This is a genomic window from Methylobacter sp. BlB1 (assembly GCF_015476545.1).
GTDB lineage: Bacteria > Pseudomonadota > Gammaproteobacteria > Methylococcales > Methylomonadaceae > Methylobacter.
The window spans coordinates 123,571-137,895 of sequence record NZ_JADMKV010000002.1; the positions used below are offsets into that span (position 1 = coordinate 123,571).

A 14,325-nucleotide genomic window follows, 5' to 3' on the forward strand; every position below is an offset into this window, starting at 1 on the left:
GACTCTGAAAAGGTACGCGATGCGTACCCTACTCATAATTTACAGCAATTACTTGTCTGTCTCTACAGCTTCGGCCTTTTCCCGATAAGCTTTGATCCGGTCGAAGTTCAGATAGCGGTAGGTATCGGCCGCCGTCTCGTCGATCTGACGCGCGAACTGCATGTACTCCTCAACCGTCGGAATTCTGCCCAGTATCGAGCATACGGCCGCCAGTTCCGCCGAGGCCAGATAGACGTTCGCGTTGTTGCCCAGACGGTTCGGGAAGTTGCGCGTGGAGGTCGAAACCACGGTCGCGCCGTCCGCGACCCTGGCCTGGTTGCCCATGCACAGCGAGCATCCCGGCATTTCCATGCGCGCGCCGGACTTGCCGAAAATGCCGTAATAGCCTTCTTCGGTCAATTGCGATTGGTCCATCTTGGTCGGCGGCGACACCCACAGCTGGGTCGGCAGCTGCCCGGCATGCTTGTCGAGCAATTTGCCGGCGGCGCGGAAATGGCCGATATTGGTCATGCACGACCCCAAAAAGACTTCGTCGATCTTGGTGCCGGCCACTTCCGACAACGGTCTGACGTCATCGGGATCGTTCGGGCAGGCCAGCAGCGGCTCCTTGATTTCATTCAGGTCGATTTCGATGACTTCAAAGTATTCGGCATCGGCATCGGGCTCCAGCAATACCGGATTAGCCAGCCATTCCTGCATGGCCTTGATGCGGCGCTCGATCGTGCGCGCATCGCCGTAGCCTTCGGTCAGCATCCATTTCAGCAAGGTAATGTTGGAATTGATGTACTCGCGGATCGGCGTTTCGTTCAGGCGAATCGTGCAGCCGCCGGCCGAACGCTCGGCCGAGGCATCGGACAACTCAAACGCCTGCTCGACTTTCAGATCAGGCAAACCTTCGATTTCCAGGATGCGGCCCGAGAACACGTTCTTCTTGCCTTTCTTCTCGACCGTCAGCAGGCCGCGCTGGATCGCCGCGTACGGAATGGCATTGACCAGATCGCGCAAGGTAATGCCGGGCTGCATTTCGCCTTTGAAGCGCACCAGCACGGACTCAGGCATATCCAGCGGCATAACGCCGGTGGCCGCCGCGAAAGCGACTAGGCCGGAACCGGCCGGGAACGAGATGCCGATCGGGAAGCGCGTGTGCGAATCACCGCCGGTGCCGACGGTGTCAGGCAGCAGCATGCGGTTCAGCCAGGAATGGATGATGCCGTCGCCGGGACGCAGGGACACGCCGCCGCGGTTCATTATGAAATCGGGCAAAGTGTGCTGCATTTCCACGTCAACCGGCTTCGGATAGGCGGCGGTATGGCAGAAAGACTGCATCACCAAATCGGCCGAGAAGCCGAGACAGGCCAGGTCTTTCAGTTCATCGCGGGTCATCGGGCCGGTCGTGTCCTGAGAGCCGACCGTGGTCATGTGCGGCTCGCAATAGGTGTTGGGCCGCACGCCGGCCATGCCGCAGGCTTTGCCGACGATTTTCTGCGCCAGGGTAAAGCCTTTGCCGGTGTCCGCAGGGCTGCCCGGACGGCGGAATACGGTCGATGCCGGCAAGCCCAGCACTTTGCGCGCTCTGTCGGTCAGGCCGCGGCCGATAATCAGCGGAATGCGGCCGCCGGCGCGAACTTCATCGAGCAATACATCGGTCTTGAGCGAAAACTCGGCGATGACTTCATCGCTGCCATGGCGTTTGACGACGCCCTGATACGGATAGATGTCGATCACATCGCCCATGTGCATGTTCGATACGTCGCACTCGAACGGCAGCGCGCCCGAGTCTTCCATCGTGTTGAAGAAGATTGGCGCAATCTTGCCGCCGATGCAGACGCCGCCTGCGCGTTTGTTCGGCACATAAAGAATGTCGTTGCCGGTAAACCATAACACGGAGTTGGTGGCCGATTTGCGCGATGAGCCGGTGCCGACTACATCGCCCACATAGGCAACCGGAAAGCCTTTCTTTTTCAGTTCTTCAATCTGCTGCTCGGCATTGGTGATGCCCTCTCTAGGCATTTTCAGCATAGCTTTGGCGTGCAGGGGAATATCGGGACGCGACCAGGCATCGGGCGCCGGCGACAGATCGTCGGTATTGGTTTCGCCGGTGACTTTGAATACGGTTACGGTCAGTTTTTCAGGTACGTCGGGCTTGCTGGTGAACCACTCGGCCTCGGCCCATGATTTGAGCACCTGTTGGGCGAATTCATTGCCTGCCTCGGCTTTTTCCTGCACGTCATGGAAGGCATCGAATATCAGCAGAGTATGCGAAAGCGCCTTGGCGGCGATAGGCGCTAGGACTTTGTTATCGAGCAATTCGATCAGCGGCGCGATGTTGTAGCCGCCCAGCATCGTGCCCAATAATTCAGTGGCCCTGGCAGCATCGAGTATCGGCGAAGCCACTTCGCCTTTGGCGACGGCAGCCAGAAAACCGGCCTTGACGTAAGCGGCTTCATCAACACCGGGCGGCACGCGATTGGCCAGCAAATCGAGCAGAAACGCCTCCTCGCCTGCCGGCGGCTGCTTGATCAGCTCGACCAAACCGGCAACCTGCTCTGCATTCAACGGTTTCGGAACTATTCCTTCAGCTGCGCGTTCTTCTACATGTTTGCGGTATTGATCTAGCATGATGCTCCTTGTAAATAAATCAAAAAATCGGTAGAAAAGAAGCTTATTTTAACAGATTCTTGAAAGCGAGGCGTCGTGAAGACACTTTATTACAGCCATGCCGATTTCCTGCTTCACGACACTGGCATAAGTCATCCGGAAAGCGCCGACCGGCTCAGAAGCATAGCCAGTGTCCTGGACGCTCCAGAGTTCTCGGGTTTAATCAAAGCATCGCCGCCGCTTGGTACAGAGCAGCAGATCAGACTGATCCATACGCAAGCGCATATCGATAACGTGTTGAATGCCGTGCCCCGGCATGGGCTGCACTATCTGGACTCCGACACGGTGCTTTCGCCCGGTTCGGGCAAAGCCGCCTTGCGGGCTGTGGGGGCCGTTTGCGATGCCGTCGACAAGATCCTGGCTGGCGAAGCCGACAACGCTTTTTGCGCGGTACGCCCTCCCGGCCATCATGCCGAAGCCGAGCGGGCCATGGGCTTCTGCCTATTCAACAATATCGCCATCGCCGCCGAATACACCCGCACGCACCATCAACTCAAGCGCATCGCCATCGTGGATTTTGACGTCCATCACGGCAACGGCACGCAGGCGGCTTTTTATGAGCAACCGGCTGTGCTTTATGCCTCCAGTCATGAAGTACCGCATTATCCCGGCACGGGCTATCCGAATGAAACCGGCGTCGGCAATATCATTAATGTACCGCTGGCAGCCGGTGAGTCAGGATCGGAGTTCAGGCAAAAATACAACCGAATTATTCTGCCGGCGCTGAGAGCCTTCAAACCTGAATTAATCCTTGTATCAGCCGGTTTTGACGCGCACAAGAACGATCCTTTGGCATCAATCAGGCTCGTTGAAGACGATTACCAATGGATTACTCAGGAACTGATGGAGATTGCCGGCATCTATTGCGGAGGCAGAATGATTTCAATACTGGAAGGCGGTTACAACCTGAAAGCCCTGGCCGCCAGTGTTGCCGTTCATATCAAAACATTGTTGGCGCCCGAGGTACAAACCGGCAAATAAACACTCATTTTCACTGTTTTTCAGGGGGCAGGCATGACGACTCGGTATATTTATTCTTTTCACGAAGGTGACGGTAAAAATAAAGTGTTGTTAGGCGGCAAAGGTGCCAATCTTTGCGAAATGACCCAGATCGGCCTGAATGTGCCGCCCGGCTTTGTCATTACCACGGAAGCCTGCCTGGACTACCTGAAAAATCAACAGCTGCCCATCGGCTTGATGGATGAAGTCAAGCTGCAGATGCGCATAGTCGAGCAGACGACAGGCAAAGTATTCGGCGCACCGGTCAGACCGTTGCTGGTCTCGGTACGTTCCGGCTCGGCGCTATCGATGCCGGGCATGATGGATACGATCCTGAATCTGGGCTTGAATCAAATCACGTTGGAAGCGCTAATAGAAGAAACGCAAGACCCGCGCTTCGGCTTTGACGCCTACCGCCGCTTCATTCAGTTGTTCGGCAAAGTCGCCCTGGGCATCGCCGATGAAAAGTTCGACGTGCATTTCGAAAACATCAAACATCAGGCCGGCGTCAAGGCAGACACCGATTTGGGCGCGGATGACCTGAAACAGACCTGCGAGCTGTTCTTACAGGTGGTGCGCAACGAAACCGGCCGGCCGTTTCCCGAAGACGTGTATGAACAGCTGGAACTGTCCATTAAAGCCGTGTTCAATTCCTGGATGGGCAAACGCGCCGTCGATTACCGGCGCGAATTCCGCATCACGCCAGCAATGGCTAACGGCACGGCCGTGAATGTTGTAGCGATGGTGTTCGGCAACATGGGCAATGATAGCGCGACCGGTGTCGGCTTTACGCGCAATCCGGGCACCGGCGCCAATGAAATGTACGGCGAATACCTCGTCAATGCCCAGGGTGAGGATGTCGTGGCCGGCATCCGAACGCCTAAGCCGGTTCAGGAAATGGCTGTGGAAATGCCGGATATGTACCAGCAACTGGTTGAGCTGCGCGATAAGCTCGAGCGCCATTATCAGGAAGTTCAGGATTACGAGTACACGATTGAACGCGGCGTACTCTACTGCCTGCAAACCCGCAATGGCAAAATGAACGCTACAGCCATGGTCAAAACCTCCGTTGACTTGACCAATGAAGGACTGATCGATAAGGAACGGGCGCTGCTGCGCATCGATCCGGAGTTACTGGAACAATTGCTGCACCCGCAACTGGACCCGAATAATAAAATACCGCCATTGACACAGGGGCTGCCGGCCTCGCCGGGCGCCGCCTGCGGCAAATGCGTGTTTGATGCCAATATCGCCGAAATGATGGGACGCGCCGGCGAAAAAGTCATCCTGCTGCGCGAGGAAACCAAGCCTGAGGACATCCACGGCTTTTTTGCCGCCCAGGGCATACTGACCAGCCGGGGCGGTAAAACTTCCCACGCCGCGGTGGTCGCGCGCGGCATGGGCAAGGCCTGTGTAGCCGGCGCCGAAGCTATCAGAATCGATGTCAAATCACGCCAAGCCATCGTCGGCCATGTTCACATACAGGAAGGCGACACCATCACCATCGATGGCGGCTCCGGTTTGATCTATCTGGGCGAAATTCCGACCGTCACGCCGTCTGTGTCCGGCGATCTCCAGACACTGTTGGCTTGGGCCGACCAGTATGCGGAATTGAAGGTGCGCGCCAATGTCGACACACCGGAGAGCGCCCGCCTGGCCATCGATTACGGTGCCGCCGGCATCGGCTTGTGCCGCACGGAGCGCATGTTCAATGCCAAGGACCGCTTGCCGCTGGTCATCGATATGATACTGGCCGACAACCAGAAAAGCCGCGAAGCCGCGTTAAAGAAACTGTTCCCGATACAGCGGGAGGATTTTATCCAGCTGTTTACGGTGATGTCGCCGCTCCCGGTCACGGTGCGTCTGCTGGATCCGCCCATGCATGAATTTCTGCCCGGCGAGCAGCAGTTAAAGGACGAAATACAGGCGCTCAAACAGTATGAAATTATTGCCAAAGGCCAGCGCGTCACGTTGGAAATGCTGGGCGAACATGAAGAACTGCCCGCGCCGTTCAATCTGCTGAACAAAGATGTCATTCGCAAAACCATCGCCAAGAAACAGCTGATGCTGAAAAAAGTCCGCGATCTGTACGAGGTCAATCCGATGCTCGGCCACCGCGGCGTGCGTTTGGGCATGTCGTATCCTGAAATTTACCGGATGCAGATCCGCTCCATCCTCGAGGCCGCTGCCGTCTGTATTCAGCAAGGGCTTGACATTGCGCCGGAAATCATGGTTCCGCAAGTTATTACTGCTCAGGAACTGAGACGGGTCAGAGAATATGTCATCGACATACAGCAGGAAATTGAGGCCTCTTATGGGCTCAAACTGAATTTCAAGTTTGGCACCATGATCGAGACGGTGCGCGCTTGTACGCGTGCCGGGCAGCTGGCGGAAATCGCCGAATTCTTTTCGTTCGGCACCAATGATTTGACGCAGGCGACCTTCTCTTTCTCGCGCGAGGATGCCGAAAACAAGTTCCTGCCGCTTTATAACGAAGTGGGACTGCTTGAAGACAACCCGTTTGAAGTGCTGGATGTCAAAGGCGTGGGTCAACTCATGAAGATGACCGTGGAACTGGGCCGCAAGACCCGGCCCGATATCAAAATCGGCATCTGCGGGGAACAGGCCGGGCATCCGCAATCCATCCGTTTTTGCCACCACATCAAGCTGGACTATGTCTCCTGCTCGGCGCCGCGCATACCGGTGGCAAGGCTCGCCGCCGCACATGCCAAATTATTAGAGAATGACTATAGGGAGAATGAAGAGCCCCATGATTGATCGGCAATTGCTATTTTGAAGTCTTTATTACTTAAATCTATTGGATAAAGGCGACTAAAGTCGCCCCACACTCACTGGAAAAAATGAAACTTTTGGTTCAGGGCGTAAACCAGAGCCAGAATAATTATTTCCACAAAAATGAGCCCCCAGAAATAAAGTCCGAAAAGCACCATTTTTACTTGTAACTGCGGCTGTTCGATGTGCCGTCTGACGAAAAGTACCCCGCCGATGACAGCAATAATCACCATGACCACACCAATAATTGCAATATTCATCGTCAATCCCTGACCGGAGGTGGCGCCAAAACCACTCTCGAGCCGTTGGACTCGGCCGGACTGACAACGCCCGCCGCTTCCATCTCTTCGATCATGGAGGCGGCACGGTTATAGCCGACCTTGAAGCGCCGCTGCACACTGGAGATTGAAGCCTTTCGTGATTCAGTGACAAACTGCACGGCCTCGTCATACAGCGGATCGCCTTCCCCGCCGCCACCGCCACCGCCGCCCATGCTGAAACCGTCGCCGGAATCGGATGATTCGCGCGTAATTTCATCAAGGTAATTTGCCGGGGCCGTTTTCTTCAGAAACTCGACAACCCGATGAACTTCATGGTCATCGACAAACGCGCCATGTGCGCGAACCGGAATGCTGGTGCCGGATGGCAAAAACAACATGTCGCCGTTGCCCAGCAACGCTTCAGCGCCACCCTGATCGAGAATCGTGCGCGAGTCGATCCTTGAAGAAACCTGGAATGAAATCCGCGTCGGCACGTTGGCCTTGATCAGGCCGGTCAGTACGTCGACCGACGGCCGCTGGGTCGCCAGAATCAAATGAATGCCGGCCGCCCTGGCTTTCTGGGCCAGACGTGCGATCAACTCTTCGACCTTCTTGCCGACGATCATCATCATATCGGCCAGCTCGTCGATGACGATGACAATGCTCGGCAATGTCGTCAGAATCGGAAATTCTTCACCTTCTTCAAGCTCCCTGACCAGCTGGAACATCGGGTCCCTGATAGTCTCGCCCCTGGCTTCGGCATCCGTAATCAACTGGTTGAAGCCGGCCAGGTTTCTGACGCCCATCTTGGACATCAGCTTGTAGCGGCGCTCCATTTCGGCGACTGCCCAGCGCAAAGCATTGCTGGCTTCTTTCATATCGGTCACGACCGGCGTCAGCAAATGGGGAATGCCCTCATAGACCGATAATTCCAGCATTTTAGGGTCGATCATGATCATGCGTACCTGCTCCGGCGTCGATTTATAGAGCAAGCTGAGGATCATGGTGTTGATGGCCACCGATTTTCCCGAACCCGTCGTACCGGCCACCAGGGCATGCGGCATTTTGCCCAGGTCGGCGACGACCGGCGCACCGGAAATATCCTTGCCCATAGCCAACGTCAGCTGCGATTTCGATTTCTCAAAATTCTTTGAGGCCAGCAGCTCGCGCAGGCTTACCATTTCGCGTTCGCGATTCGGAATCTCAAGGCCGATAACCGACTTGCCCGGAATCACTTCGACAATACGCACACTGGTCACCGATAAGGCCCGCGCCAGATCCTTGGACAAACCGCTGATGCGGCTAACTTTAACGCCGGCGGCCGGCTGCAGTTCAAAGCGCGTGATCACGGGGCCGGGCAACACACCTACGACTTCCACAACGACATTAAAATCCTCAAGAATGCTCTCGACCAGCCGGGACATTTCTTCCAAGTCACTTTCGGAATACCCTTTAACATGCGTATCACGTTCATCCAGCAGCGTTAAAGGCGGTAATACACCCTCGCCCGCAATTGAAAAATCGGTGTTCTGTTGTTTTTTGGCTTTGCTTATTTTTTCAACTTTTTCAAAGATGGCGATTTCTGCCTTTTCAAGAATAGGCACCGTCTTTCCGACTGCCTTTTCAATAACGGGTACCGCTTCGATTGCAGGCAGCATTTTCGGCTTGGGCTTTTTCTTGACTTCGGATTTCTCGGCGGAAAATTCAGGCGCCTGAACCCGGACAGAAGGCTTGACAGATATCTCAATCCGGTTGAGAGGGCTCATCTGCCAGAGAGTCATGATTTTAGCCCCTAAAAAACGGCAGAGGATGACTGTGGATTTACCGATCAAATCAAGCAACGTAATCCAGGATAGCCCTGTAAACAGCGTAACGCCGGCCAATAACACGACCAATAGAAACAAAGTCGTTCCTGAATTGCCGAATATTATCAACAAGGCGTCTCCGGTTTCCTGGCCTAAAATGCCTCCTGTGCTACCCGGCAATTCAATCCTGACCCTTAACAAATGCAAATAAAATAAGGCCGCTCCAGAGACAATGGTGGCGATGAGACCTGACCAGCGCAGGGCTGTAATAACTTTGCCGTCTGTTGGCCTGCCCTGCCTGTAGATCAGATAACCATACCAGGAGATCATGGCTGGAAACAAGTAGGCCGTTAAACCAAAAATGCTGAGAGTAAAATCAGAAAGCCAGGCCCCGACGACACCGCAGGCGTTGGTAACTGTCTGTGCCGCGCCGCTATGCGACCAGCCGGCATCTTCATTGCTGAAAGTGATCAGCGAAATGAGAAGGAATAATGCGCCAGCTGAAAAACTCAGTAGAGCGACCTCGCGCAAACCCCGAAAAGTTTTTTCTTCCATCACAGCAGCCATGTCATAACTCGTCAGATAATAATTCCAATAAAACATTATTATAGGCGAATGATCACATATTTTACATTAGAAGTATACTCAATAACCGCCCGCCTGCTTTCTCTCTGAATGCTAGAGAATAAAGTTTACGAAATAGTATTTCGCCTTCATAATTTCTTGAAGATTTATCTATATTTGTCCTTTGGAGGATTTTTGATGAGCGACGTCAAACACTGTCGTCTTTTGATTCTTGGCTCCGGCCCTGCCGGATATACGGCTGCCATCTATGCTGCGCGCGCCAACCTGAATCCGGTTATCATCACTGGCATGCAACAAGGCGGTCAGTTAACCACTACCACAGAAGTTGATAACTGGCCCGGCGATGTTGAAGGCCTGCAAGGCCCGGCTCTGATGGAGAGAATGCTTAAGCATGCAGAACGATTCAATACCGAGATTATTTTTGACCATATCCATACGGCCGACTTGTCAGCCCGCCCTTTCAAACTGGCCGGCGATGCCGGCAGATATACCTGCGATGCGCTGATAATCGCTACCGGCGCCTCAGCGCGTTATTTGGGGCTGGAATCGGAAGAAGCCTTTAAAGGCAAAGGCGTTTCGGCCTGCGCGACCTGTGACGGATTCTTCTACAGAAATAAACCGGTCGCGGTTATCGGCGGCGGCAATACTGCCGTTGAAGAGGCGTTGTATTTAGCGAATATCGCTTCGAAAGTCACCGTCATCCACCGCCGCGACAAGTTCCGTTCCGAAAAAATCCTGTCCAGCAAATTGCTTGAAAAAGCCGAAAACGGCAATGTAGCCATCGAGTGGAACCATACGCTGGATGAAGTTTTGGGCGACGATATGGGTGTTACCGGCGTCAGAATCAAAAATACCCACAACGGCTCAACCAAAGAACTGGATGTGCACGGCGTTTTCATCGCGATCGGCCATACGCCCAATACGAGCATTTTCGAGGGTCAACTTGACATGGAGAATGGCTACATTAAAGTGAAAAGCGGCATTCATGGCAATGCCACGGCCACAAGTGTCGAAGGCGTATTTGCGGCGGGTGACGTCATGGATTCCGTTTATAAACAGGCAATCACTTCAGCCGGAACGGGCTGCATGGCCGCTCTCGATGCAGAAAAATTCCTGGATGAACTAGCATAGGAGATATGCAAAAACGCGAAGGCACCAGGCGAAAATTCCCGCCTGGCGCCTTCTGTCCGCATTATGCAACTGACAATTCTAGATCCGAATAATCCGTATGAAGACTTCCCGTCATTGAGCCAGGCACTACGGGATCCCGACGGCTTGCTTGCAGTAGGCGGCTGCCTGTCAAAAACACGACTGCTCAAAGCTTATCGAAACGGAATCTTTCCCTGGTATAACCCTGAAGATCCTATACTCTGGTGGTCGCCAGACCCTCGACTGGTCTTATTCCCAGACAAGCTGATCGTTTCCCGCAGCTTGCGCAAGACTTTGCGGCAAAACAAGTTCTCGGTAACTTTCGACCTGGCTTTTGATAAAGTCATCAATGCCTGCGCGGCGCTCCGGAAAGACAGTTCGGGCACCTGGATAACGGATGAAATAACCGAGGCTTACAGCGAACTGCACCGGCTCGGCTTTGCTCACTCTGTAGAGGCCTGGTTTAATGGCTCGCTGGTTGGCGGATTATATGGCGTCGCCCTGGGCCAGGTTTTTTTTGGCGAATCCATGTTTCATACCATGACTGATGCCTCCAAGATAGCTTTTGTCAGTTTGGTCGAACAGCTTAAATTATGGGATTATCAACTAATAGACTGCCAGGTGCATACCCGCCACCTGGAAAGCCTGGGCGCCCAGGAAATTGACCGAGCTTATTTTGTAGAGTTGCTTAATCAATATTGCGATACTGCCGCCAATAAATCCGCCTGGAAACTTTGATGACAACAATTTCTATCCCGCTATTTCTGACTCAGGAATATGACTGCAGTTATCTGGATGGGGAGCAAGCGCAGTCCGCGTTCGTGCACCCGACATTTCAATTGACTACGCCTATCTATTCATTACTGATAGAGCAAGGCTTTCGCCGTAGCGGCGATCAGGTCTATGTTCCAAAATGCCTTCAATGCTCTGCCTGTATCCCGGCAAGGCTGGCGGTCAACCAATTCAAGGCCAACAGGGCCCAGAAGCGCTGCCTGAAAAAGAACAGCCAGACTCAAGTTACGGTTAAACCGCCTGTTTTTGAACAACAGCATTACGATATGTATATGCACTATCAGAAAATGAGGCACGATGATAGCTCCATGGCGCATTCCAGTCCCGATGAGTACCTCAGTTTTCTGAGCAGTTCGTGGTGCGATACTCGTTTCGTGGAATTTTCGATCAATAACCGGCTGGCTGGTATAGCGGTAGTTGATTACCTTGATAATGCCTTATCGGCTGTTTATACATTTTTTGATCCCGAACTTTCAAGTTACAGCCTCGGCGTTTACGCCGTGTTATGGCAGATCGAGCAGGCCAGACGCCAACAGCGGGAATATTTATACCTGGGCTTCTGGATAAAAGACTGTAAAAAAATGTCTTACAAGAGTGAATATCAGCCTTTACAGTTATTTAGTAAAAATTGTTGGACTGAATTATCCCTTTAGACAAATAAAGCCCCATTTCGATATACACGTTTGTTGTTAAAAACAAGCTTATGTTATCATTGGCGGCTTTATATTACCTGGACCAAAACAGATGGCAAAAGAAGATCAAATCGAAATGGAAGGCAAAGTGATTGACACCCTTCCGAATACCATGTTCCGCGTTGAACTCGAAAACGGTCACATTGTGACAGCGCATATTTCCGGAAAAATGCGCAAACATTACATCCGTATCCTCACCGGAGATAAAGTCAAGGTTGAAATGACGCCTTATGACTTAACCAAAGGCCGCATCACATTCCGCATGCGCTAATCCCATTGTTCATGGGACAGCGCATGCGTCCTGATTTATTAGCTGTTTTCCGGCACGCTTAGCTCTCTGCTTTCTATAGCAAAGGCAAGCTCATTGTTTTCCACGTAAATCCGCACATCGCCTCCGTGCGCCAACTTGCCGAATAGCAAATCATTAGCAAGAGGTTTCTTGATTTTTTCCTGAATCAAGCGCGCCATAGGTCTCGCTCCCATTTTGGGATCACAGCCGTTTTCAGCCAGCCACAACCGGGCATCGGGCTCCAGCGTCAGCGTTACATGCTTTTCTGCAAGCAAGGCTTCGAGTTCAAAGATGAACTTGTCGACCACATGCCCGACAACTGAGATATCCAGCGGTTTAAACTGGATGATGGCGTCCAGACGGTTGCGGAACTCAGGCGAGAAGCCTTTTTCGATCACTTTCAAGCTGTCGCTGGCATGATCCTGCTGGGTGAAGCCGATGGAGGCGCGACTGCCCTCTTCCGCTCCGGCATTCGTGGTCATCACCAGGATGATGTTGCGAAAATCGGCTTTGCGTCCGTTATTATCGGTTAATGAACCGTGATCCATGACTTGCAGCAGCAGATTGAACACGTCCGGATGGGCTTTTTCCAACTCATCAAGCAGCAATACGGCATGCGGATGCTTGGTCACCTGCTCGGTCAGCAAACCGCCCTGATCGAAGCCCACATAACCGGGAGGCGCACCGATCAATCTGGAAACCGTATGACGTTCCATGTACTCGGACATGTCGAAACGGATCAGCTCGACGCCCAACACTTTGGCCAGTTGCCGCGTCACTTCGGTTTTACCTACGCCCGTAGGCCCTGCAAACAGGAAGGCGCCAATGGTTTTTTGCGATTCACGCAAACCTGCGCGAGATAATTTTATCGCCGAAGCCAATGCCGAGATTGCCTCGTCCTGGCCGAAAACCAGCATTTTCAGGTTTTTCTCCAGATTTGCCAGCTTATCTATATCGCTGGAAGAAACGGATTTCGCAGGAACTCTGGCTATTTTTGAAACAATCTCTTCAATTTCAGCGACATCAATAACCTCTTTGCGATCAGTCTCGGTCATCATACGCTGTCTTGCACCCGCTTCATCAATGACATCGATGGCTTTATCGGGCAAATGCCGGTCCGTGATATAGCGATCCGATAATTCCGCAGCCAGACGCAAGGCCTCAGCGGAATATTTCACCTCGTGATGCTCCTCAAAGCGGGATTTAAGTCCCTTTAGAATGAGAATAGTGTCCTCGACGGAAGGCTCGGCAATATCGACTTTCTGAAATCTGCGCGCCAGTGCATGATCTTTTTCAAAAATGCCTCGGTATTCTTGATAAGTGGTAGACCCGATACAGCGCAACTGGCCGGAAGCCAGCACCGGCTTGATCAGATTGGAAGCATCCATGACGCCGCCCGAAGCAGATCCTGCCCCAATAATGGTATGAATCTCATCAATGAACAAAATCGAATCAGGCTCTTTCTTTAACTGACTGACCAAAGCTTTGAGGCGTTTTTCAAAATCGCCCCTGTATTTGGTGCCGGCAACCAGAGCCCCCAAATCCAGCGCGTAAATGGTACTGTTCAGCAGAACTTCAGGGACATTCTCCTCGACAATTCTTTTCGCGAGACCTTCCGCGATGGCCGTTTTACCAACACCCGCCTCGCCTACCAGTAAAGGATTATTTTTACGGCGGCGGCAAAGTATCTGAATGGTTCGTTCAACCTCAAGCTCTCGTCCGATCAGCGGATCTATCCGGCCTCTCAGAGCCTCTTCATTGAGATTGACGGCATATTTGTCCAGCGGACTGCCTGAAGCGTCAGGATCAGAACTGCCAACCTCCGATGTCCGCTCATCGGGAGAATCTTTCTCCTGATCCACTTTTGAAATGCCATGAGCCAGATAATTGACCACATCCAGGCGGGATATGTCCTGTTTGTTCAACAGATAAACCGCATGAGAATCCTGTTCGCTGAACAGGGCTACAAACAAATTGGCTCCGGAAACTTCTTTCTTATCCGATGCCTGCACATGAAAAACCGCGCGCTGCAGGACTCGTTGAAATCCCAAAGTAGGCTGAGTTTCCCGTTGGACGCCTTCCGGAATCAACGACATGGTCTCATCAATGAATTGAGTCAACTGCGCGCGCAGCAACTTGATATCACATCCACATGCTCTCAGAATAGGTTCTGCGGAAGCGTTATCGAGTAGCACCAGCAGCAAATGCTCAACCGTGATAAATTCATGTCGCTTTTCATGCGCAGTTTTAAAAGCATGATTCAATGTAATTTCAAGTTCTTTACTTAACATAATTTATCTCTC

10 protein-coding genes are annotated in these 14,325 nt (G+C 52.7%); 6 read left to right on the forward strand and 4 right to left on the reverse strand.

What is annotated here, in order from left to right:
- Positions 1 to 48 precede the first annotated feature (48 nt).
- Positions 49 to 2,619, reverse strand: a complete 2,571-nt coding sequence (acnB, locus tag IT781_RS01775; protein ID WP_194968414.1) for a bifunctional aconitate hydratase 2/2-methylisocitrate dehydratase — start codon at positions 2,617 to 2,619, stop codon at positions 49 to 51.
- 75 nt (positions 2,620 to 2,694) lie between these two features.
- On the opposite strand from acnB, the gene IT781_RS01780 reads away from it, so the two are divergent.
- Both IT781_RS01780 and ppdK read left to right on the forward strand, forming a co-directional pair.
- Positions 2,695 to 3,639 (forward strand): histone deacetylase family protein, encoded by a 945-nt coding sequence (locus IT781_RS01780; RefSeq protein ID WP_194968415.1) that lies wholly within the window; start codon positions 2,695 to 2,697, stop codon positions 3,637 to 3,639.
- A 33-nt stretch (positions 3,640 to 3,672) separates the two neighbouring features.
- Complete coding sequence (gene ppdK / locus IT781_RS01785) at positions 3,673 to 6,435, forward strand: pyruvate, phosphate dikinase (protein ID WP_194968416.1); 2,763 nt, start codon at positions 3,673 to 3,675, stop codon at positions 6,433 to 6,435.
- A gap of 71 nt (positions 6,436 to 6,506) precedes the next feature.
- Here ppdK and IT781_RS01790 read toward each other — a convergent pair whose 3' ends face one another.
- Together IT781_RS01790 and IT781_RS01795 are read right to left on the reverse strand one after the other, a co-directional pair.
- Positions 6,507 to 6,710, reverse strand: coding sequence for a hypothetical protein (locus IT781_RS01790; protein WP_194968417.1), 204 nt, complete (start codon positions 6,708 to 6,710; stop codon positions 6,507 to 6,509).
- Positions 6,711 to 6,712: 2 nt separating this feature from the next.
- Complete coding sequence (locus tag IT781_RS01795; protein ID WP_228778849.1) at positions 6,713 to 9,082, reverse strand: DNA translocase FtsK; 2,370 nt, start codon at positions 9,080 to 9,082, stop codon at positions 6,713 to 6,715.
- A 195-nt stretch (positions 9,083 to 9,277) separates the two neighbouring features.
- Here IT781_RS01795 and trxB point away from each other — a divergent pair, with 195 nt between their 5' ends.
- The 4 genes from trxB (at position 9,278) to infA (ending at position 12,004) form a co-directional block, all read left to right on the forward strand.
- Complete coding sequence (gene trxB, locus IT781_RS01800; protein ID WP_194968418.1) at positions 9,278 to 10,231, forward strand: thioredoxin-disulfide reductase; 954 nt, start codon at positions 9,278 to 9,280, stop codon at positions 10,229 to 10,231.
- A 63-nt stretch (positions 10,232 to 10,294) separates the two neighbouring features.
- The gene (aat, locus tag IT781_RS01805) at positions 10,295 to 10,987 is read left to right on the forward strand and encodes a leucyl/phenylalanyl-tRNA--protein transferase (protein ID WP_194968419.1); all 693 of its coding nucleotides are present in this window, start codon (positions 10,295 to 10,297) and stop codon (positions 10,985 to 10,987) included.
- Positions 10,987 to 11,694, forward strand: coding sequence for an arginyltransferase (locus IT781_RS01810; protein WP_194968420.1), 708 nt, complete (start codon positions 10,987 to 10,989; stop codon positions 11,692 to 11,694). The genes aat and IT781_RS01810 overlap by 1 nt, the downstream gene beginning before the upstream one ends.
- A 91-nt stretch (positions 11,695 to 11,785) precedes the next feature.
- Positions 11,786 to 12,004 (forward strand): translation initiation factor IF-1, encoded by a 219-nt coding sequence (gene infA, locus IT781_RS01815; RefSeq protein ID WP_020157601.1) that lies wholly within the window; start codon positions 11,786 to 11,788, stop codon positions 12,002 to 12,004.
- 38 nt (positions 12,005 to 12,042) lie between these two features.
- On the opposite strand, the gene clpA is transcribed toward infA, so the two are convergent.
- A complete protein-coding gene (gene clpA, locus IT781_RS01820; protein ID WP_194968421.1) occupies positions 12,043 to 14,313 on the reverse strand; it encodes an ATP-dependent Clp protease ATP-binding subunit ClpA in 2,271 nt (756 codons plus the stop codon).
- Positions 14,314 to 14,325 lie beyond the last annotated feature (12 nt).